Origin of the sequence: Variovorax sp. EBFNA2 (genome assembly GCF_033802765.1) — a bacterium.
In the GTDB taxonomy this organism is placed as follows: Bacteria; Pseudomonadota; Gammaproteobacteria; order Burkholderiales; family Burkholderiaceae_C; genus Variovorax; species Variovorax paradoxus_H.
Genome location: NZ_CP138496.1, coordinates 1597177 through 1617784 on the forward strand (window position 1 = coordinate 1597177; position 20608 = coordinate 1617784).

The window sequence follows — 20608 nt, forward strand, 5'->3', positions numbered from 1 at the left end:
TCAACTTCGGCCGCGCGCTGCCGATAACCAGAGAGAGGCATCGCGCGATGCCGCTCCCACACACCCCTTTGACAGGTAAAGCCTTATGTCCGGAAGCATGTTCTACACAGGTCTGAGCGGCCTCGCGGTCGCCCGCACCGCGCTGATGACCACGGCCCACAACACCGCCAACGTGTACACGGCCGGCTACAGCCGCCAGATCGCGCAGATCGCCACGGCCGGCGGCATTGCCAGCGGCTCGGGCTTCATCGGTTCGGGCGCGAACGTGACGACCGTGGCGCGCAGCTACGACCGCTACCTCACGGCGCAGCTGGCCACCGCGCAGTCGCAGTCGGCCGCGCTGGCCACCAACGGCGTGCAGGTCAACCGCATCGACACGCTGCTGGCCGACAAGACCTCGGGCATCGCGCCGCTGATGCAGAGCTTCTTCACCAGCGTGCAGGGCGTGGCCAACACGCCGGCCGATCCGGCGGCGCGCCAGCAGATGATCAGTGCGGCGCAGTCGCTGGCCAGCAAGTTCCGCGCAACCGACCAGTACCTGTCGGACCTGAACACCTCGGTCAACGAGCAGATCGTGGGCAGCGTGAGCCAGATCAACACCTACGCCGCCAAGATCGCCAGCCTGAACCAGCAGATCAGCCAGATGAGCGCGGTGGCGGGCGGCCAGGCGCCGAACGACCTGCTCGACCAGCGCGACCAGCTCGTGAGCGAGCTGAGCCAGGTGGTCGACGTGCGCGTGCTGCAGCAGGACAACGGCAAGTACAACGTGTTCATCGCCACCGGCCAGTCGCTGGTGGTGGGCGACCATGCGTCGAAGATGGCGGCGGTGGCGTCGTCGTCGGACCCGACGCGCCAGGTGGTGGCGCTGTCGGGCTTTGCCGGCAACACCGTCGAGCTCGACGACAGCGCCTTCACCGGCGGCGTGCTCGGCGGCCTCATGGCCTTCCGCAAGGACACGCTGATTCCCACGCAGAACGCCATCGGCCGGCTCGCCATGTCGGTGGCCGACGCGGTGAATGCGCAGCACAAGCTGGGCGTGGACCTGAACGGCGCGCTGGGCCAGAACTTCTTCTCGCAGGCCGTGCCGGGCACGATCGCCAATGCCGGCAACACCGGCACCCTCGAGTTCGGCGCCGCGCTGACCGATGCGTCGAAGCTCACGACCAGCGACTACAACGTGAGCGTGACCGACGTGGCGGGCACGCTCACCTACACCGTCACGCGGCTCTCGGACAAGACGCCGATGGGCAGCTTCACCACCTTCCCGATCAGCTTCGACGGCGTGAGCCTCACGGCCGCGAGCGGCACGGCGCAGGCCGGCGATTCGTTCCTGGTGCAGCCCACGCGCACCGGCGCGCGCGATGTCGACGTGCTGGTGCGCGATCCGGCCAAGGTGGCCGCCGCATCGCCCGTGATCACCGGCAACACCGCGGGCAACAAGGGCAGCGGCGCACTGGGCGCGGCCACCGTTGATGCCGCCTATCCGGGCTCGCCGCTGGCCGGCAACGTCACGTTGAGCTTCAACGCGGGCACCGGCACGCTGTCGGGCTTTCCGGCCGGCTCGGCCGTGACCGTCACGCGCGCCGACGGCACCGCCACCAGCTACCCGGCCGGCACGCCCGTGCCGTACACGGCGGGCGCGAAGATGAGCTTCGACGGCATCACCGTGGGCATGACGGGCGCGCCCGCGCAGGGCGACACCTTCACCCTCGGCAAGAACACCGGCGGCGTCTCCGACGGCGGCAACGCGTTGCTGCTGGGCGCGCTGCAGCGCAAGACCACCATGTCGAACGGCACCGCGACCTTCAACGGCGCCTACTCGCAGCTGGTGAGCGACGTCGGCAACCGCGCCATGTCGATCAAGGTGGCCGCCACCACGCAGGACAGCGTGACCGGCCAGATCAAGGCCAGCCAGCGCGCGATTTCCGGCGTCAACCAGGACGAGGAAACCGGCAACCTGCTGATGTTCCAGCAGATGTACCAGGCCAACGCCAAGGTGATCCAGACCGCCTCGGCGATGTTCGACGCGATCCTTGGCATCAGCAACTGAACTCCCCACCCCCCGCACAGATTCCAGGACCCGCGATGCGCATCAGCACCCAATCCTTCTTCGAACAGAGCCTGCAGTCGATGGGCCTGCAGCAGCAGAAGCTGTTCAGGGTCCAGCAGCAGCTGGCGACCAACTCCAAGTTCTTGTCGGCCGGCGACGACCCGGTGGGCGCGGCGCGCGCGCTCGGCGTGAGCCAGACGTTGGCGGAGGGCGCCCAGTTCACCACCAGCCGCCAGCGCGCGGCGCTGGCGCTGTCGGCCGAAGAGAACGCGCTCGACTCGGTGACGTCGATCCTGCAGCACGTGAAGACGCTGGTCGTGCAGGCCGGCGGCGGCAGCCTGTCGGACGCCGACCGCGGCTCGCTCGCCACCGCCATCCAGAGCAGCCTGGAGCAGCTCGTGGGCGTGGCCAACAGCGACAACGGCAGCGGGCAGTATCTGTTCGCCGGCTTCAAGAGCGGCAGCCCGCCCTTCGTGACGGCCGACGGCGGCGGCGTGCAGTACGTGGGCGACCAGGGCGAGCGGCTGATGCAGATCGACGTGGCGCGCCAGATGTCGACCTCGGACGACGGCCGCAGCATCTTTCAGACGGTGCAAGGCGGCGCGGGCTATGTGGCCTCGGGCGCGCCCGGCAACACCGGCTCCGGCGTGTTCGGTGCGGTGAGCACCACCGATGCCACCGCACCCAACTACGGCAAAGATCTCACCATCCGCTTCACCGGCACCGACTACACGGTGATGACCAAGGACACGCCGCCGGTCGTGGCCGCGAGCGGCACGTTCACCGCGGGAAGCCCGATCACGTTCGGTGGTGTGCAGATTGCGATCAGCGGCACGCCCGCCAACGGCGACAGCTTCGATGTGTCGACCGCGCAGAACGCCGGCACCGACATCTTCGCGGCCCTGGGCGAGCTGGTGACCGCGCTGCGCGCACCGCTCAACGGCGGCGGCGACGCGGCTCAGGCGCAACTGCGCAACGCGTTGAGCACCGCCAACGTGAAGGTGACGAACGCGCACGACAACGTGCTCACCGTGCTGTCGTCGGTGGGCTCGCGCCAGGTCGAACTGGAGGCGCTCGACAGCGCCGGTGCGATGAACAAGCTGCAGGAGGAGAGCTACCTGTCGTCGATCGAGGACCTCGATCCGTACGCCGCGATCTCGGATTTTTACCAGCGGCAGACGTCATTGCAGGCGACGCAGATGACCTTTGCGCGGTTGAACAGTATTTCGTTGTTCAACTACCTGTAAGGGTGCGCGGGGCGACCGTGGCGGCTTGCGCCAAGACGGCGGCCCCTGCAGCACCAGGCGTTCGCAGGGCCTATGCTTGGCGGTCAAGAACAAGCCCCGTCTCTGCCGGCCACTGCCGCGAGACAACGTCACCATGCACCCGACCGGAACCCTGCGCGGCATTGCCGCGATGCTCTTGGCTTGCGCCTTCTTCGCCTGCATGGACGCGCTGCTCAAGAACCTGGCCGGGCACTACCCGCCGGTGCAGGTGATGGCGCTGCGCGGCCTCACGGCGCTGCCGTTGGTGTGCCTGTACATCGCCTGGCGGCGCGAGGCCGCCGGTGTCTTCAACCGCCGGCTGCGTTGGCCTTTGCACCTGCTGCGCACTGGGTTGAACATGGCGATGCTCGTGCTCTTCGTGCACGGCCTGAAGACCCTGGGCCTGGCCGAGGCCTACACGCTCACGTTCATCGCGCCGCTGCTGATGGTGCTCATCGCCGTGCCGCTGCTGGGCGAGTCGATTCTTCCGCGCCATTGGATCGCCATCGGGCTGGGCTTTGTCGGTGTCGTGATCGCGCTGCGGCCCGAGCAGGACGCCTTTCTTTCGACGGGCGCCGTGGCGATTCTGGTGGCTGCGGTCTGCTACGCGCTGTCGAACATGCTGGGCCGGCTCATCAGCCGCACCGAACCGAGCACCGCGCTGGTCTTCTGGACCACGGCCGGCATGGCGCTCGGCGGAAGCCTGCTGGCGGCACCGCACTGGGTGCCGATCCAGGCGGAGCACATGTGGGTGCTTGCAGGCCTGGCCGTCAGTGGCTTCCTGGGCCAGCTGGCCATCGCCGAGGCCTTCCGCCACGGCCAGGCCGCGGCCATCGCGCCCTTCGAATACAGCGCCCTCGCGTGGGCGCTCGTGCTGGACTGGGTGTTCTGGCAGGCCGCGCCCGACGCGTGGACGCTGGGCGGCGGCGCGTTGATCATCGCGAGCGGACTGTGGCTGGCGCGCAGCGAGGCGCCCAGGTCCGTGCAGAAAGAGCAGAAGGCCGCCTGAGCCGCGGCGTCTGGTTCAGGCGCGGATGTTCAGCGGCGCGAATGACTTCACCAGGTCGTCCAACGCCTTCAACTGCGTGAGGAACGGCTCCAGCTGGTCCAGCGGCAGCGCGCTGGGACCGTCGCATTTGGCCTGCGCCGGGTCGGGATGCGCTTCAAGAAAGAGGCCCGCCAGGCCCACCGCCAGGCCCGCGCGCGCCAGCTCCGCCACCTGCTCGCGCCGCCCGCCCGAAGCGATGGCGTTCGCCTCGCGTTGCTGCAGCGCATGGGTCACGTCGAAGATGACCGGCAGGTTCCCCGTGACCTTCTTCATGGTGCCGAAGCCGAGCATGTCGACCACGAGGTTGTCGTAGCCGAAGCAGGTGCCACGGTCGCACAGGATGACGGGGGAGGTGCCCGCTTCCTTGATCTTCTCGACGATGTTGAGCACCTGCGTCGGGCTCAGGAACTGAGGCTTCTTGACGTTGATGACCTTGCCCGTCTTGGCGAGCGCGACGACCAGGTCGGTCTGGCGGGCGAGGAACGCGGGCAGCTGCAGGACGTCGACCACTTCGGCAACGGGAGCCGCCTGCCATGGCTCGTGCACGTCGGTGAGAACCGGCACGCCGAACGCCGCCTTCACGGCCTCGAAGATCTTCAGGCCCTCTTCCAGGCCGGGGCCCCGGTAGGAGTGGATGGACGAGCGGTTCGCCTTGTCGAAACTGGCCTTGAAGACGTAGGGAATGCCGAGCTTTTGCGTGACGCGGACGTATTCTTCCGCGGCGCGCAGGGCCATGTCCTTCGACTCGAGGACGTTCACGCCGCCGAACAGGACAAAGCCGTCGCTGTTGCTGACGTTGATTGCGGGGGTGATGGCGACGGTGGTCAAGATGAGCTCCTCTGTAGGGTGTTGGCTGCATTCTCGCGGTTCAGGTTTCGGCCGCCAACCAGGTTCTTGCAGGGCGTGCCGGGAGTTGACGCGTTCTTCCGTCGTGGCAAAGTTCATCCGTCGAACACGTCATCGCCTTGAAGGAAAGCCCATGGGTCGCAAGGAATTCGAAGCATCGCTGGCTGAAGGTGTGCACGCGCAGTTGGCGCGCATGGCGGGCCAGTGGGAGGGCCGATTTCGCCTCTGGTTCGAGCCCGGGGCGCCGGCCGACGATTCGGTGCAGCGCGGCAGCATCCGCGTGCTGCTGGGCGGCCGCGTGCTGTTGCATGAATACACGGGCCACTGCGGCGGCGAGCCGATGGAAGGTGTGGCACTGATCGCCCACCACCTGGACGAGCGCCGCTACGAATCGGCCTGGGCCGAGAGCTTTGGCACCGGCACGTCGCTCATGTTCAGCACCGGCGCCAGCGGCGACCCGCGCCTGTCGATGCTGGGCAGCTACGGCGACGGACAAGGGGGCTCGCGCTGGGGCTGGCGCACGACCATCGAACAACCGGACGACGACACGCTCGACCTGCGCATGTACAACATCAGCCCCGCCGGCGACGAGGCTCTGGCTGTTGAAGTGAATTACCGCCGTGTGCCGCCCTCGCGTGGGACTTGAACGACCGCTCCCCGGAGCGCCACATGCCTGCTGCGGGCCTTCGCGACGCTATCTCGACCCGCTACAGCCGGCCACAACCCGACATCGGAGCCCCAAGTGACACTCGAATGGAAACACGCCACCGATGGAATCGACTGGGAAGAACTTTCTGCCCTGTATCGCGCCGCCCCACTGGGCGAGAAGAAGCCGCTTCATCTGCAAAAGGTCTTCTCGAACAGCATGTTCAAGTGTTTCGTCTACGAGCACGGGAAGCTCGTGGCGGCGGGGCGTGCGCTTGCCGATGGTGGAGACTGCTCGTACATCTGCGACATTGCGGTATTGCCGAGCCATCAGGGCACAGGCCTCGGCAAACAGGTTGTCAGCGAGCTGGTGGAGATGTCATGCGGTCACAAGAAGATCATCTTGTATGCGGTCCCTGGAAAAGAACCTTTCTACAGGAAGCTCGGCTTCATGCGAATGAAGACTGCCATGGCCATCTTCGAGAATCAGCAACAGCAGGTGGAGAGGGGCTACCTCAGTGAAACCTGACGCCTGAATCGGGAGGATAAACACCCGCAAGCCGGTGGTTGCCTCACAGACGTCTGCTTCCGGGGAAGCCAAATATCTGCAACGGGCCCCAGAGCGGCTTCAGCCTCAAAAAGAAACTGCCGTTCTTCGAAATGGCGGAACAGCCGGAAGCAGGCGTCCAGCCCTCAAGGCCGCAGTCCCTGCGTGAACCGCAGCATGTTCGCCAGCGACTGCGCAAACCGCGGCTCCAGAAACGCCGCCAGGTGCGGCATCAGCAACTGCAGCATCACCAGCCCCGCCAGCAGCGTCAGCGGAAAGCCCACCGCGAAGATGCTGAACTGCGGGGAGGCGCGGTTCAGGATGCCCATGGCGAGGTTGAGCGTGAGCAGCGCGGTGATCAGCGGCAATGCCAGCAGCAGGCCGGTCGCGAAGATGTCGCCGCCCGCGAGCACCAAAAACATCCAGCCGCCGGCCGCCAACGGCGCGTCGGCGATGGGCAGCGTGTGAAAGCTCGCGGCCAGCGCTTCCAGCATGAGCAGGTGGCCGTCGAGCGCCATGAAGATCAGCATCGCCAGCATGTTCAGCAGCCGCGACACCACCATCGTGCTGCCGTGGCTCATGGGGTCGAAGAACGACGCGAACGACAAACCCATCTGCAGGCCGATGTACTCGCCCGCGGCCAGCACGGCGGTGAACACGAGCCGCATCGAGAAGCCCATGGCGGCGCCGATCAGCACCTGCTGCACGATGATCCAGAAGCCGCCTGCCGACACCACGGGCACTGCGGGCAGCGGCCCGAGGGTGGGCGAGATCACGATTGCGAGCACGGCGGCGATGCCGACTTTCAGCTGCCGCGTCGCCCACGGCTCGCCGAACACCGGCGCCGTGGAGACCATGGCCAGCATGCGCACAAAGGGCCAGAGGAAGGCGACCGTCCAGGCCTCGAGCTGCCCCGAGGTGACGGAGAAAACCGAGGGCGTCACGCCAGCATCTGCGGGATGCTGGCGAACAGGGCGCGCATGTAGTCGAGCATGCGGTCGAGCATCCACGGCCCGGCGATGACCAGCGTCGCGAACACGGCGAGCAGCTTGGGAATGAAGGACAGCGTGGCCTCGTTGATCTGCGTGGCCGCCTGGAAGATGCTGACCACCAGGCCGATCACCAGCGCCACCAGCAAGAGCGGTGCGCCCAGCAGCAGCGAGATTTCCATGGCCCGGTGGCCCATGGTCATGACGGACTCGGGCGTCATAAATAGAAGCTCTGCGAGAGCGCGCCGATGAGCAGCTGCCAGCCGTCGGCCAGCACGAACAGCATCAGCTTGAAGGGCAGCGCGATCGACGCGGGCGGCACCATCATCATGCCCATCGACATCAGCACGCTGGCCACCACGAGGTCGATGATGAGAAAGGGAATGAAGATGGTGAAGCCGATCTGAAACGCGGTCTTCAGCTCGCTGATGACAAAGGCCGGCAGCAGGATGCGCAGCGGCACGTCTTCGGGGCCCTGCATTTCGGGCACCTTGGCGAGCCGCGCGAACAGCGCCAGGTCGGTCTCGCGCGTCTGCTTGAGCATGAAGGTCTTGAAGGGCGCAATGCCGCGCTCCAGCGCTTTTTCGGCGCTGAGTTTGCTCTCGGAGAACGGCACGTAGGCCTCGGTGTAAGCCTTGTCGAACACCGGCGACATCACGAAGAAGGTGAGGAACAGCGACAGCCCCACGAGGATCTGGTTGGGCGGCGAGGTCTGCGTGCCGATGGCGGTGCGCAGCAGGCCCAGCACGATGAGGATGCGCGTGAAGCTGGTCATCGACAGCAGCAGCGCGGGCAGGAAGGTGAGCGAGGTCAGCAGCACCAGCGTCTGCACGCTCAGCGACCAGGTCTGGCTGCCGCCGGGGCCCGGCGTGCTCGTGAGGCCGGGCAGGCCTTGCGTCCATGCAGCAGCGGGCAGCGTGGCGGCGAGCAGCAGCAAGGCGGTGCGCAGGCCGCGGTGCAAAGCGGGGCGGGTCATGAGGTCGCGCGGGCCTTGCCGGCGAGGGAGTCGCGCAGCTTCTGTGCGAACAGGCCCACGGGGTTCTGTGGCGACATGGGTGTGACTGCCGCAGGCGTTGCCTGCGCCGGCAGCGTGTGCAGCGTGTTGACCTGGCTGCCGGTGACGCCGAGCACCAGCCACTGGCCGGCCACTTCCACCACGACCACGCGCTCGCGCGGGCCGACCATGGCGGTGGACACCACCTTCACCACCTGGCCGCCGCCCAGCCGCTGCAGGCCGAAGCGCCGCGCCAGCCACGCGCACAGGAAGATCAGGCCGACGACCGCCGCCATGCCGAAGCCCGCTTGCAGCAGACCGGCGCCGCCGACCGCGGACGGCGGCGCGGCTTCGCGCACCGGCGTGGGCACGGTGGGCAAGGCCGCATGGGCCGCATGCAGTCCCAGTGCGAGCAGCGCGGTTCCGCGCGCGACCAACGAAGACACCCGCGTCAGGTTCATGCGCGCGCGAGCTTCTGCATACGCTCGGAGGGCGTGACGATGTCGGTCAGGCGAATGCCGTACTTCTCGTTCACCACCACGACCTCGCCCTGCGCAATGAGGTAGCCGTTGATCAGCACGTCCAGCGGCTGGCCGGCCAGGCCGTCGAGCTCGACCACCGAACCCTGCGACAGCTGCAGCAGGTTCTTGATGGTGATGCGCGTGCGGCCGATCTCGGCGGTGAGCTGCACCGGCACGTCGAGCACGCGCGCGATGTCGACAGGCGTGGTGGATGAGGCGGCCGGTGCGTCCTGGATCTGCTGGAAGACGTGCGCGGTGGCCGGCGCTGCGGCCGGCTCGGGCGTGGGCGCGCTGGCCGCGGTCTGCTCGGCCAGTGCGCTGGCCCAGTCGTCCGCGTCGCTGGCGGCAGAGGTGTTGTCAGTCATGGTCGTTCTTCGAATCGCTGTCTTGGTGGGAGATCATGTGTTGCACGCGCAGGGCGTAGCGCTCGTTGGAGGTGCCGTAGCCGCAGGCCATCACGGGCACGCCGCCGACCTTGGCGACCACCGTCGACGGCAGCTCGATGGGAATGACGTCGCCCACGCGCAGCTTCATCACGTCGCCCAGCGTCGAGGGCATGGTCACGAAGTCGGCGGTGAGCTCGACGTCGGCGGCCTGCATCTGGCGCGACATCTGCGTGACCCAGCGCTTGTCGACCTCGACCTCGTCCTGGATCGGGTTGGACAGAAGGTCGCGGATCGGCTCGATCATCGAGTAGGGCAGGCACACATGCAGGAAGCCGCCGATGGGGCCGAACTCGATCTGCAGCGTGGTGTTGATCACCACCTCGTTGGGCGCGACGATGTTGGCGAGCTTGCCGTGCATCTCGGCGCGCACGTAGTCGAAGTCCAGCGGAAACACGGGTTGCCACGCGTCGCCGTAGCACTGCAGCGACAGGTCGAGCAGGCGCTTGATGATGCGTTGCTCGGTGCGCGTGAAGTCGCGCCCTTCCACGCGCACGTGGTAGCGCCCGTCGCTGCCGAACAGGTTGTCCACCACGAGGAACACGAGCTTCGGGTCGAACACGAAGAGCGCGGTGCCGCGCAGCGGCTTCATGTGGATCATGTTGATGTTCGCGGGCACCGGCAGGTGCCGCACGAACTCGCCGAACTGCTGGATCTGCACCGGCCCGACCGAGATGTCGGGGCTGCGGCGCATGAAGTTCAGCAGCGCGCTGCGCAGGCCGCGCGCAAAGCGGTCGTTGATGACCTCCAGCGTGTGCATGCGGTTGCGCACCACGCGGTCGGGCGCGCCGAGGTCGTAGGCCGGCAGGCCGTCGGGCGGCGGCGCGGGCGCGGCGGCCTGGTCGAGGTCGCCGCCGGTGACGCCCTGCAGCAGCGCATCGACCTCGTCCTGGGAGAGCACCTGTTCATACGCCATGGATCGCGGGTCCGCAAACGGGCATCGCCGTCACTGCACGACGAAGGAGTTGAAGGACACGCTCGCAATGCCCAGCTCGGGCAGGCCCTCGGCCAGCGGCGCGTTCAGGGCGCTGTGAATCTCCGTGGCCAGCCGGGCCTTGTCTTCCGACGTGACCAGCGATTCGGGCGGGCGGTTCGACAGCAGCACCAGCAGGCGGCTGCGCAGCTCGGGCATGAACTCCACGATCTGCGCCTTGGCCTGCTCGTCGCGCAGCTTCAGCGCCAAGCCGATCTGCAGGAAGCGCGAGCGGCCTTCGGACTGCAGGTTGACGGTGAGCGGCTCCAGCATGAGGAAGATGGGCTTCTCGGGCACCGGCGCCTTGGCCGTCTCGGCGGCCGCGTGGTCGGTGAAGCGGGGAAGCACGAAAACGTACGCAGCCGCGCCGGCCGCGGCCAGGCCGAGGGCGGCCACGAATCCGATCAGCAGTTTCGAGGTGCGGCGCGAGGCCGGCGGGTCGGTCGCGGCCGACGCAGCCGCGGTGGCGGCGGGAGAAGAGGTAGCCATGGTGAAACGGTGGACGGGTCCGGTCTATTCTTTGCGAAGTCCCCCGCGAGCGAACGGCCGAACAAGCGCACAAAGGCGCTTCACATCCGTTCATTGCGGGAGGCGGGCGGGGCGGTTTCAGGCGAAGGTGTCGACGCCCGGGCCGGTGCGTGAGGTGGCAGCGGGGCGGGGTGCCGCCGTGGTCGCGCGGGCGATGTCGGCTGCGGCAGACGTGCCCTGCGGTCGCCACGCGCCTTGCCGCTGGTGTTGTTGCTGCTGTTGCTGCTGCGCGAACGTGGCGTCCTGGCCGAACGGTGCGCGCGTGTCCGCACCGACCGAGGTCTGGCCCAGCGTGATGCCTTGTTCCGACAGGCTGGTGCGCAGCTGCGGCAGCGCGGCTTCGACGGCCTTGCGCACGCTCTCGTGCGCCGACACGAACGCGGCCTGCGCCTGGTGCTCGCCGATCGACAGCGTGACCTTCAATGGGCCGAGGCCGGCGGGGTTGAGGTCCAGCTCGGCCGTGTGCGTGCCGGTGAGGCTCATGCGCGCGAGCTGCTGGCCGAGCGCGGGTGCCCATTTCTCGCTGCCGACTTCGGGGGCGAGCGTGTGCATGGCGGGGCGCGCGGCGGGGCTCTCGGTCGTGCGTTCGGTGGAGGCCGCGGCAGGTTGCTGAAGCGCGAAGGACGCGGACGGTGTTGCCGCATCGTCGCTTGAAGCGGTGGCGGGCGCTGCGGCGACGGGTGCGGCTTCTGTCGTCGCAGGCTTCGCATCGCCAGCGGGCTGGGCTTGCGCAGCGGCTGCGAGTTGTTCGGTGGTGGTGGCGCTCACGGTGCGCGGTGCGCCGGCGCGGCCCGGTGCGGCGGTGCCGACGGGTGGGCCTGCAGGTGCGGCAGTCGGCTTCTTTCCATCGACAGCCATCGGCTGCGCGGCCACGGCGGCGCGCACGATCTCGTACAGCGAAGACGGTGCCGCGTTCTCGGCTTCGGTCGCTGCGCTCTGTGCGGCGGCGGTTGCGGTGGGAGCGGACGCGTCTTCAGTGGCGAGGGCGGGTTCGGGCGTGATTGCGGCATCGCTGCTCAGGCGCGCCGGGCCTGCAGGCAGGGCGGCTGGCGCATCGGGCGTTAGGACAGTGTCTGGCGCACCACTGTTCTGCGTGGCCGCACGTCCCGCAAGAGTCAATGCCTGTTGCGGCGTGACAGCCGCAGCAAGGAACGCGAGATCCGGCTCTGCGGGCTGCGCGTCCCGCATCTCTTCAGAAAGCGCGGTCTTGCGCGCCGGCTTGGCCTCCGCGACCGCGGCGTCGGCATCCGTTGTCTTCTCGGCATGGCTCGCGCGCGAGCGTTCGAGCGCCGCACCGAACGCGCGGCCCTGCGTCTCGTCGGCGCTGCTGCGGCCACGTGCACCGCCTTGTGCCACCGGCGACGTGGCGGCAGGGGTGACGGACGGCGGGATCATGGGAGGCATGTCGGTTCCTGGCGAAGATTCAATGGGTGGGGTGCGAGGCGCGGTCGAAGAACTGGCGGGCGGCGCGTTCGTCGCTGTCGCGCTGTTCGCGCTTGGCCTGCGCCATCAGCGCCTGTGCGCGCACGCGATCGGCCAGCGTGTCGAACGAACTGAGGCGGCGCTTCTCGCGCTGCCAGTCGGTGCGGCCGCGGTCGAGCTGGTGCCCGGCCCGTTCGGCGATGGCGCGCTGCTGCGCGATCGCGTGGTCGAGCGTGCCGAGGAAGTTGCGGTAGTTGCGCCACTGCGACGACGGCAGGCCGCCGCGCATCAGCGTGTCGAGCTGCGCGTGGTAGTCCTGGCGGTACTGCAGCAGCAGATCGAGCTTCTGCTGCGCGCTCAGGTGCGCGCTCTGCAATGCGCCCAGTCGGCGCGCGGCGTCGTCGGTCTGGCTCTGCGCCAGGTCGATGAGCATGCCGAGGGGGAGCTTGTTGCTGCTGCTCATGGGCGTCCCGGTGATGATGTGTGCGTGAACAGGCTGTCCATGTGGGCGATGGCCTCTTCGTAGCCGGTGCGTTCGTGCATCGACTGCTGCAGAAAGGCCTCGATGCGCGGGTACATCGCGATCGCCTGGTCCAGTTGCAGGTCGTGCCCCGGCGCGTAGGCGCCCACGCTGATCAGGTCGCGGTTGCGCTGGTAGCGCGACAGCATCTGCTTGAAGCGGCGCACGGTATCGAACTGCGTGGACGGAATCAGCGACGTCATCGCGCGGCTGATCGACGCTTCGATGTCGATGGCCGGGTAGTGCCCGGCCTCGGCCAGCGAGCGCGAGAGCACGATGTGGCCGTCGAGAATCGCGCGCGCCGAATCGGCGATCGGGTCCTGCTGGTCGTCGCCTTCGGACAGCACGGTGTAGAAGGCAGTGATCGAGCCGCCGCGCCCCTGCGCGTCGCGCGCGCCGTTGCCAGCGCGTTCGACCAAGGCAGGCAGCCGCGCGAACACCGAGGGCGGGTAGCCCTTGGTGGCGGGTGGCTCGCCCACGGCCAATGCGATCTCGCGCTGCGCCATCGCATAGCGCGTGAGCGAATCCATGATGAGCAGCACGTCCTTGCCCTGGTCGCGAAAGTACTCGGCCAGGCAGGTGGCATAGGCCGCACCCTGCAAACGCAGCAGCGGCGAGTTGTCGGCCGGCGCGGCCACGACCACGGCGCGGGCCAGGCCTTCCTCGCCCAGCGTGTTCTCGATGAAGTCCTTCACCTCGCGCCCGCGTTCGCCGATGAGGCCGACCACGATCACCTCGGCGCTGGTGTAGCGCGCCATCATGCCCAACAGCACGCTCTTGCCCACGCCCGAGCCAGCGAACAGGCCCATGCGCTGGCCGCGGCCGACGGTGAGCATCGCGTTGATGGCGCGCACGCCGACGTCGAGCACCGAGTCGATGGCCGCGCGCGACAGCGGGTTGATCGGTGGCGCCGCGAGCGGCACCTGCCGTGCCACGTCGAGCGGGCCGAGTCCGTCGAGTGGTCGGCCGGCCGCATCGACCACGCGGCCGAGCATGCCTTCGCCGACGGGCAGGCGCTTCGTGTGGGCGTCGCCGGTGACACCGGGCTCGCGCAGGCCGGGCCGTGCGAACACGCGCGCGCCGGGCAGCAGGCCCGCCACTTCGGTCTGCGACATGAGGAAAAGACGGTCGCCTGCGAAGCCGACGACCTCCGCTTCTGCATGCCGTTGCGGATGGCCGGGCGGCAGTTCGATGAGGCAGTCGCTGCCCACGGGCAGCTGCAGGCCCACGGCTTCGAGCACGAGGCCGACGGCGCGCGTGAGGCGGCCCGAGGCGGTCGTGGTCGTGCAGCGGGCGACGTCGGCGCGCGCCTGCTCCAACGCGGCGCGCACGCTGTTCAGATGAGGGTTGGTGGCCGCGGTCTGCATCGGCTCAGGGAGCGTCACCACGCAGCGCCGCACCCACACGCTCCCAGCGCGTCACCAGGCTGGCGTCCAGCTCGCCCGTGGCCGATTGGACGCGGCAACCACCGCGTGCCAGGCTGTCGTCGGCGCGCAGCTGCCAGCCCGCTGCCTCGATCTCGCTGCCCAGGCTGTTCTTCACCAGCGCCACGTCGTCGGGGTGCAGCAGCAGGCGCGGTTCGCCGCGCAGCGCGGGCTCGGCGTGCAGCAGGTCGCGCACCAGCGGCAGCACCCATTCGGGCTCGGCCTGGTAGGTGCGGTGCACCACCTGGCGCGCCACGTCGAGCGCGAGTGCGAGCACGGCTTCGGCCAGTTCGGCTTCGGCGCTGCGCAAGGCTTCGGGCAGCGAGCGGGCCAGTGCGCGCAGGCGTTCGGCGTGCACGCTGGCGGCGGCGAGGCCCGTGGCCAGGCCTTCGGTGTGGCCGACCTGGCGGCCTTCGGCCAGCCCGGCGGCGCGCCCCTCGGCTTCGCCCGTGGCGCGTGCTTCCTTGCGGATGCGGGCCAGTTCGGCGAGGTCGACCTTCGGTGCGGGAGGTGCAGGCGGTGGGGCGAGGCGTTGCGCAGCCTGCCGCGTGGCGGACGGTGGCGCCTTGCCATCGAGCGTGCCCATCTCCCAGCGCTCCCAGGCCGAGAGCGCGGGCGTGCCGGCGCCGGCCTGGCGCGCGGCCGCATGGATGGCGGCGAGTCGCTCGCGCGAGCCTCCGAAGGCGCCGAAGGCGCCGAAGGCGTCGGGGTCAGACGAAGTCATCGGTGCCAGGCGCCGCGATCACGATTTCGCCGGCGTCCGCGAGCCGGCGCGCCACCTGCAGGATGGCCTTCTGCTCGGTCTCGACCTGTGACACGCGCACGGGGCCGCGCAGCTCCATGTCCTCGCGCAGCGTTTCCGCGGCGCGTTGCGACATGTTGCTGAGGAACTTGTCGCGCAGCTCCAGCGGCGCGCCCTTGAGCGCGATGATGAGCGAGTCGGACTCGATGTCCTTGAGCAGGCGCTGGATGCTGCGGTCTTCCAGGCCCAGCAGATTCTCGAACACGAACATCTCGTCGACGATGCGCTGGGCCAGCGCCTCGTCCTGCTCGCGCACATGGGCAATGGCTTCTTCTTCCACCGTGGTGCTCATCAGGTTGACGATCTCGGCCGCGGTGCGCACACCGCCCAGGCGGCTGCGGCGCAAGCCCTGGCCCGCGAGCATTTCGGTGAGCACCTCGGTCAGCTCGTTGAGCGCCGACGGCTGCACGCCGCCGAAGGTGGCCACGCGCATGATCACGTCGTGGCGCAGGCGCGCCGGCAGCTTCTCGAGCACCTCCGAGGCCTTCATGCGGTCCAGGTGCACCAGCAGCGTCGCAAGGATCTGCGGGTGCTCGTCGCGGATGAGCTCGGCCACCTCGCCGGCCTCGAGTTCGTTCAGGCGCTCGATGCCGCCGTGCGGCTCGTCGGGCTGCAGGATGTCCTCGAGCAGGTTGCTCGCGCGGTCCTCGCCCAGTGCCTTCTTGAGCACGGCGCGGATGTAGCTGGTCGAGCCCAGGTGCAGCGCCGACAGTTGCTCGGTTTCCTGGCGGAACTCGGCCAGCACCGAGGCCAGCTCGTCGCGCGACACCGCGCTGAGCTTCGACATCGCCAGGCCCAGCGCCTGCACCTCGGAGGTGGGCAGCAGGTGCAGCGCGGCGGCGGCGCGGTCTTCGCCCAGCGCCATGAGCAGGATGGCGCTCTTGCGGGTTCCTGCCTCGCTAGTCATCGGTGTGCATCCAGTGCTGGATCAGGGCGGCCACGAGCTTGGGGTCCTTGTCGGCGGTCTGCTGGGCGTAGTCCATGTCGGCCTTCTGGCGTGCGGACTCGCGCTGCTGCAGTGTTTCTTCGGGCGCGGCCGGGGCCGTGTCGGTGGGGGTGGTGGTCACGTCGGCCGCATCGGCCACGGGCTGCGCGGGCGGCGGCGGGGCCAGGTGCCGGCGCATCAGCGGACGCACCACGGCCAACCAGGCGAACAGCGCGAGCAGGCCGATGAGCAGGTACGGGCCCAGCGCCTTGGCGAGCGCAAGGTGGTCGCGGTCGCGCCAGAACGGCAGCGCGGGCGCGGGGCCAGCCCCGGCGTCGCGGGCGAAGGCGCTGTTGACCACGTTGAGCGAGTCGCCGCGCTCGGTGCTGAAGCCCATCGCTTCCTTCGCGAGGTTGCGGATCTGCTCCAGCTCGGCCGGCGTGAGCGCGTGGCTGCTGGCCTTGCCCGCGGCATCGACCGTGTCGCGGTGGTTCACCACCACGGCGACCGACAGGCGCTTCACGCCGCCGGCGGCCTGCTGCACGTGGCGGATGGTGCGGTCGAGCTCGTAGTTGGTCGTGACGTCCTTGCGCGTGTTGCTCGGGCCGGTGGCCGGTGCGGCAGCGGGCGGCGTGTTCGCCGCGCCCGGTGCGTTGGGTGCGTTCGGCGGCCGGGGCGTCGTGATCGGCGCCGTCGGGTTCACCGGCGGCTGGTTCGACAGCGCGCCCGGCACGCCACCGGGTGGTGCGCCGTTTTGCTGCGCCGACTCGCTCGACTGCTGGCTGCGGATCGCGGCCTGCGCCGGGTCCTGGTTGGGCTTGTACTTCTCGTCGGTGTGTTCCACCACCGAGAAGTCGATGTCGGCCGCGACCTGCGCGCGCACGTTGCTCGCGCCCACCAGCGGCTGAAGAATCGCCTCGATGCGGCGCACGTAGCCCTGCTCGATCTCCTGCGCGTACTTGAGCTGGCTCACGTCCAGCCCCTGGCTGGTGCCGCGCGCCGACGACAGCAGGTTGCCGCGCTGGTCGACCACCGTCACGTTCTTGGCGTCCAGGTCGGGCACGCTGCTGGACACCATGTGCACGATGGCGCTCACCTGGCCTTCGTCGATGCTGCGCCCGCGCATGAGCGTGAGCACCACCGAGGCCGAAGGCTTCTTCTGGTCGCGCACGAACAGCGACGGCTTGGGCAGCGCCAGGTGCACGCGCGCCGCTTCGATGGTGCCGATCGATTCGATGGAGCGCGCCAGCTCGCCTTCGAGTCCGCGCTGGTAGTTGACCTGTTCGGCGAACTGGCTGGTGCCGAACTTCTGGTTGTCCATCAGTTCGAAGCCCACGCCGCCGGCCTTGGGCAGGCCCTGCGCCGCAAGCTTCAGGCGCGTTTCCGCGACCTTGTCGCCCGCGATGAGGATCGCGCCGCCGCCCTCGGCGAACTTGTAGGGCACGTTCATCTGCTGCAGCGACGCGATGATCGCGCCGCCGTCGCGGTCCGACACGTTGGTGTAGAGCACCTTGTAGTCGGGGCCGCGGCTCCACAGCGCAAAGGCGGCGACCACCGTCACCAGCACCGCGGCGCCAATGATCAGCGGCAGGCGCGGCTGTGCGCGCATGCGCTCCAGCATCGGAGGCAGGCCGTTGCCGCCCGTCGGCAGGCTGCCCGTGGGCGCGGCCATGCTCATCGGCGCGCCTTCGCTGCGGCCGTTGCGCCGCACAGGGCCGGCGCCGGGGTGAGAGAGAGGATTCGGTAGGGGGATGTCATTCCAGGGGGCCGGCGATCTCGGCCAAGGCCTGTTCGTTTCGCGAACGATTTTCAGCAGGCACCGCCCAATTCGATCGGTCGAACAGCCGGGGGTTTTGCCCTCAGTTGCGCGTTTGAATCGGGGTTGTCCCTTGGTACGCTGCCTGCCGGTCGGAGGGCTCGCGCGCTCCGTGTCAAGTCAGCTGGAAGTGAACTTTTCCCCATGTCCTCCATCAATGCCATCGAATCCGTTTTGCAGCAGATGCGCGCCACCGCGCTCGCCAGCGGCATGGGGCCTGCGGCCTCTGCGCCGGCCGGCGCGGGCAGCTTTGCGGCCGAGTTGCAGCGCTCGCTCGCCAACATCAGCGGCGCGCAGCAGCAGGCCTATGCGCAGGCCGAATCGTTCGAGCTGGGCAAGCCCGGCGTGGCGCTCAACGACGTGATGGTCGATCTGCAGAAGGCCAACGTGGCGTTCCAGACCGGGCTGCAGGTGCGCAACCGGCTGGTGACGGCCTACCAGGAAATCATGGGCATGCAGGCATGACGAGGCAGGGCCGCGACGTCAAACTTTTTTCGTCGTCGCCCTAAAGGTTTGCGGACACCCGCCGATATCTCCTTCAACGATGGCTTGAGTCTCACCGTGGAAGCGGGTCCAGCGTTACGGCCGATGGCCGGAGTCCACAACCTTTTGTCAATCAGGAGTCGAACATGGCGCAAGTCATCAATACGAACAGCCTTTCTCTTCTCACGCAGAACAACCTCAACAAGTCGCAATCGGCACTGAACACGGCCATCGAGCGCCTGTCGTCCGGCATGCGCATCAACAGCGCCAAGGACGATGCAGCCGGCCAGGCCATCGCCAACCGCTTCACGGCCAACATCAAGGGCCTGACGCAAGCTTCGCGCAACGCCAACGACGGCATCTCGATCGCCCAGACGACCGAAGGCGCGCTGACCGAAGTCAACAACAACCTGCAGCGCATTCGCGACCTGTCGGTGCAAGCCGCCACCGGCACCAACTCGGCCACCGACCTGGACTCGATCCAGGCTGAAATCGGCCAGCGCCTGGACGAAATCAACCGCGTCTCGGAACAGACCCAGTTCAACGGCGTGAAGGTCCTGTCGGCCGACGCCGGCAAGCTGACGGTGCAAGTGGGCGCGAACGATGGCGAAACCATCGACATCGACCTGCAGGAAATCAGCGCCAAGACCCTGGGCCTGGACAACTTCAACGTGAACGGCAAGGGCGCCACCAACAAGGCCGCCACCGAAGCCGACCTGCTGGTCGCCGGCTGGGCCAAGGGCGCCACCACCAACGGCAACACCGCCTACACGAAGAACACCGTGGCCGCCACGGCCAACGACGTGCTCGGCAAGATGCAGGACAAGGGCACGGTCGCCGTTGGTACGGCCACCTACACCTACAGCGCTTCTTCGAAGAGCTACACGCTGGCTGAAACCGGCCGCACCGGCACTGCCCTGACCGATTCGCTGAAGGCGCCGGCTGGCCAGAGCCTGTCCGCGACGGTGACGCTCGGCGGCAAGTCGACGGACGTCAAGATCGACAGCTCGGGCGGCATCACGGCAGCCGATGGCTCGGCCCTGTACATCGACGCCACCGACGGCAACCTCACGCCGACCAACAACGGCGGTGGCGCGGCTGTGCTTGCAACTGTCTCGTCGCTGACCACGGCGATGGACAACGCTGGCGACACGATCAAGATCAACAACACCGGCGCCGTGTTCACGGCCACGGCTGTTGCAGGCACGATGGACGTGACCAGCGAGCCCGTGGCTGCTGCGACGGTCAATGCCCGCGTCAACTCGTTCGCGGCTGTCGCTGCCATCGACATCGACGGTGCTGCTGGTGCGACCGACCCCTTCAGCGTGGCCGTCAACGGCGCGGTGACGGGTGCCGCCGCTGCTGCGCAATTCGTCGACATCAGCGGTGCCATCGGCGCCGCCACGTCGGAAACGATCACGATGCACGAAAACGGCGCCGTGACGGACAGCAAGGCCAACACCGTCTACGCAGACGCCACGAAGACCGGCGCCCTGACCACCAAGACGGTCAGCAACACCACCGCAACGGTCGACCCGCTCAAGGCCCTGGACGCTGCCCTGTCGAAGGTCGACCAGCTGCGCTCGTCGCTGGGTGCGGTGCAGAACCGTTTCGACTCGGTGATCGCCAACCTCGGCACCACCATCACCAACTTGTCGTCGTCTCGTTCGCGCATCGAAGACGCGGACTACGCCGTTGAAGTGTCGAACATGACGCGCGCGCAGATCCTGCAACAAGCTGGTACCTCGGTGCTGGCACAGGCAAACCAGACCACGCAAGGCGTGCTCTCGCTGCTGCGTTGATTCGCGAAGACCGCCGGGCGCCCCTCGCGAGGGCGGCGCCCGGCGTCTTTGTTTTTTTGCTCGCAGGCCTTCGGGGACACCCGAAGCCGCCTGCGTTGTCCTGTGCGGCCACGTTGTGGGCGAGGCCGCACAGGACAACGAACTCCAGAAGAAGAAACGGAACGCAGACCATGTCCCAGCCCGTACCCGCCGCCTCTGCCGTGGAAAGCCCATGGCTGCAGCAACTGCTTGCCGGCCGCACCGGTGGCGCCGCTGCGACAGCCGCGACCGAGGCCACGGCACTGCGCAAGGCCGAGGTCGAAGAAGCGACGCCGGTGCAGATCGAGATGGCGGTGAAGTCCGTCAACGCGTCGCTCGAAAGCCGTTCGATCAGCCTGCAGTTCGAGCTCGACCGCGACACCGACAAGCTCATCGTCAAGGTGGTCGACCGCAGCAACGGCGACGTCATTCGCCAGATTCCGACCGAAGAGGTCGTTCGCATCGCCAAGGTCATGGACCAACAGGCCGGCCTGCTGGTGAGCCAGCAGGCCTGACCGCCGAACCTCCGAGCTTTCACTTCATTCGC

Annotated in this window: 22 protein-coding genes; 8 read left to right on the top strand and 14 right to left on the bottom strand. The window is 68.3% G+C overall.

The features are described 5' to 3' along the window. Nucleotides 1-85: 85 nt before the first annotated feature. From flgK to RZE79_RS07310, 3 genes are all read left to right on the top strand, one after another. Nucleotides 86-2050, top strand: coding sequence for a flagellar hook-associated protein FlgK (flgK, locus tag RZE79_RS07300; RefSeq protein ID WP_319359611.1), 1965 nt, complete (start codon nucleotides 86-88; stop codon nucleotides 2048-2050). A gap of 35 nt (nucleotides 2051-2085) precedes the next feature. Then, nucleotides 2086-3297, top strand: a complete 1212-nt coding sequence (gene flgL, locus RZE79_RS07305; protein ID WP_319359612.1) for a flagellar hook-associated protein FlgL — start codon at nucleotides 2086-2088, stop codon at nucleotides 3295-3297. A 133-nt stretch (nucleotides 3298-3430) separates the two neighbouring features. Further along, a complete protein-coding gene (locus RZE79_RS07310) occupies nucleotides 3431-4324 on the top strand; it encodes a DMT family transporter (protein WP_319359613.1) in 894 nt (297 codons plus the stop codon). 15 nt (nucleotides 4325-4339) lie between these two features. On the opposite strand, the gene kdsA is transcribed toward RZE79_RS07310, so the two are convergent. Beyond that, on the bottom strand, nucleotides 4340-5191 hold the full coding sequence (kdsA, locus tag RZE79_RS07315) for a 3-deoxy-8-phosphooctulonate synthase (protein ID WP_319359614.1): 852 nt from the start codon (nucleotides 5189-5191) through the stop codon (nucleotides 4340-4342). A gap of 151 nt (nucleotides 5192-5342) precedes the next feature. Between kdsA and RZE79_RS07320 the strand changes: the two genes are divergently transcribed. After that, nucleotides 5343-5855, top strand: a complete 513-nt coding sequence (locus RZE79_RS07320) for a DUF1579 domain-containing protein (protein ID WP_319359615.1) — start codon at nucleotides 5343-5345, stop codon at nucleotides 5853-5855. Nucleotides 5856-5951: 96 nt separating this feature from the next. Further along, the gene (locus RZE79_RS07325) at nucleotides 5952-6383 is read left to right on the top strand and encodes a GNAT family N-acetyltransferase (RefSeq protein ID WP_319359616.1); all 432 of its coding nucleotides are present in this window, start codon (nucleotides 5952-5954) and stop codon (nucleotides 6381-6383) included. Between the two features lie 164 nt (nucleotides 6384-6547). Here RZE79_RS07325 and fliR read toward each other — a convergent pair whose 3' ends face one another. The 13 genes from fliR to fliF form a co-directional block, all read right to left on the bottom strand. Then, complete coding sequence (gene fliR / locus RZE79_RS07330; RefSeq protein WP_319359617.1) at nucleotides 6548-7345, bottom strand: flagellar biosynthetic protein FliR; 798 nt, start codon at nucleotides 7343-7345, stop codon at nucleotides 6548-6550. Beyond that, on the bottom strand, nucleotides 7342-7611 hold the full coding sequence (gene fliQ, locus RZE79_RS07335; RefSeq protein WP_062469313.1) for a flagellar biosynthesis protein FliQ: 270 nt from the start codon (nucleotides 7609-7611) through the stop codon (nucleotides 7342-7344). Before fliQ ends, fliR begins: the two co-directional genes overlap by 4 nt. Beyond that, nucleotides 7608-8339, bottom strand: a complete 732-nt coding sequence (gene fliP, locus RZE79_RS07340; protein WP_373696566.1) for a flagellar type III secretion system pore protein FliP — start codon at nucleotides 8337-8339, stop codon at nucleotides 7608-7610. Before fliP ends, fliQ begins: the two co-directional genes overlap by 4 nt. 23 nt (nucleotides 8340-8362) lie before the next feature. Next, a complete protein-coding gene (fliO, locus tag RZE79_RS07345; RefSeq protein WP_319359618.1) occupies nucleotides 8363-8845 on the bottom strand; it encodes a flagellar biosynthetic protein FliO in 483 nt (160 codons plus the stop codon). Then, nucleotides 8842-9270 carry a flagellar motor switch protein FliN gene (gene fliN / locus RZE79_RS07350; RefSeq protein WP_319359619.1) on the bottom strand — a complete coding sequence of 143 codons (429 nt, stop codon included), beginning with the start codon at nucleotides 9268-9270 and terminating at the stop codon, nucleotides 8842-8844. The genes fliO and fliN overlap by 4 nt, the downstream gene beginning before the upstream one ends. Continuing rightward, entirely contained in the window at nucleotides 9263-10264 is a 1002-nt protein-coding gene (fliM, locus tag RZE79_RS07355; protein ID WP_319359620.1) for a flagellar motor switch protein FliM, read from the bottom strand. Before fliM ends, fliN begins: the two co-directional genes overlap by 8 nt. 30 nt (nucleotides 10265-10294) lie before the next feature. Continuing rightward, nucleotides 10295-10810, bottom strand: coding sequence for a flagellar basal body-associated protein FliL (gene fliL / locus RZE79_RS07360; RefSeq protein WP_319359621.1), 516 nt, complete (start codon nucleotides 10808-10810; stop codon nucleotides 10295-10297). Between the two features lie 117 nt (nucleotides 10811-10927). Continuing rightward, on the bottom strand, nucleotides 10928-12253 hold the full coding sequence (locus tag RZE79_RS07365) for a flagellar hook-length control protein FliK (protein ID WP_319359622.1): 1326 nt from the start codon (nucleotides 12251-12253) through the stop codon (nucleotides 10928-10930). 19 nt (nucleotides 12254-12272) lie between these two features. After that, the gene (gene fliJ, locus RZE79_RS07370) at nucleotides 12273-12734 is read right to left on the bottom strand and encodes a flagellar export protein FliJ (protein ID WP_319359623.1); all 462 of its coding nucleotides are present in this window, start codon (nucleotides 12732-12734) and stop codon (nucleotides 12273-12275) included. After that, on the bottom strand, nucleotides 12731-14158 hold the full coding sequence (fliI, locus tag RZE79_RS07375) for a flagellar protein export ATPase FliI (protein WP_319361117.1): 1428 nt from the start codon (nucleotides 14156-14158) through the stop codon (nucleotides 12731-12733). The genes fliJ and fliI overlap by 4 nt, the downstream gene beginning before the upstream one ends. Before the next feature lie 4 nt (nucleotides 14159-14162). Then, a complete protein-coding gene (gene fliH, locus RZE79_RS07380) occupies nucleotides 14163-14939 on the bottom strand; it encodes a flagellar assembly protein FliH (RefSeq protein WP_319359624.1) in 777 nt (258 codons plus the stop codon). Next, entirely contained in the window at nucleotides 14926-15924 is a 999-nt protein-coding gene (fliG, locus tag RZE79_RS07385; protein ID WP_153285649.1) for a flagellar motor switch protein FliG, read from the bottom strand. Before fliG ends, fliH begins: the two co-directional genes overlap by 14 nt. Next, on the bottom strand, nucleotides 15917-17620 hold the full coding sequence (gene fliF, locus RZE79_RS07390) for a flagellar basal-body MS-ring/collar protein FliF (RefSeq protein WP_319359625.1): 1704 nt from the start codon (nucleotides 17618-17620) through the stop codon (nucleotides 15917-15919). Before fliF ends, fliG begins: the two co-directional genes overlap by 8 nt. A 282-nt stretch (nucleotides 17621-17902) precedes the next feature. On the opposite strand from fliF, the gene fliE reads away from it, so the two are divergent. From fliE to RZE79_RS07405, 3 genes are all read left to right on the top strand, one after another. Beyond that, nucleotides 17903-18223, top strand: coding sequence for a flagellar hook-basal body complex protein FliE (fliE, locus tag RZE79_RS07395; protein ID WP_319359626.1), 321 nt, complete (start codon nucleotides 17903-17905; stop codon nucleotides 18221-18223). 164 nt (nucleotides 18224-18387) lie between these two features. Further along, nucleotides 18388-20043 carry a flagellin gene (locus RZE79_RS07400; protein WP_319359627.1) on the top strand — a complete coding sequence of 552 codons (1656 nt, stop codon included), beginning with the start codon at nucleotides 18388-18390 and terminating at the stop codon, nucleotides 20041-20043. Between the two features lie 170 nt (nucleotides 20044-20213). Then, on the top strand, nucleotides 20214-20576 hold the full coding sequence (locus RZE79_RS07405) for a flagellar protein FlaG (RefSeq protein ID WP_319359628.1): 363 nt from the start codon (nucleotides 20214-20216) through the stop codon (nucleotides 20574-20576). The last annotated feature ends 32 nt before the right edge of the window (nucleotides 20577-20608 follow it).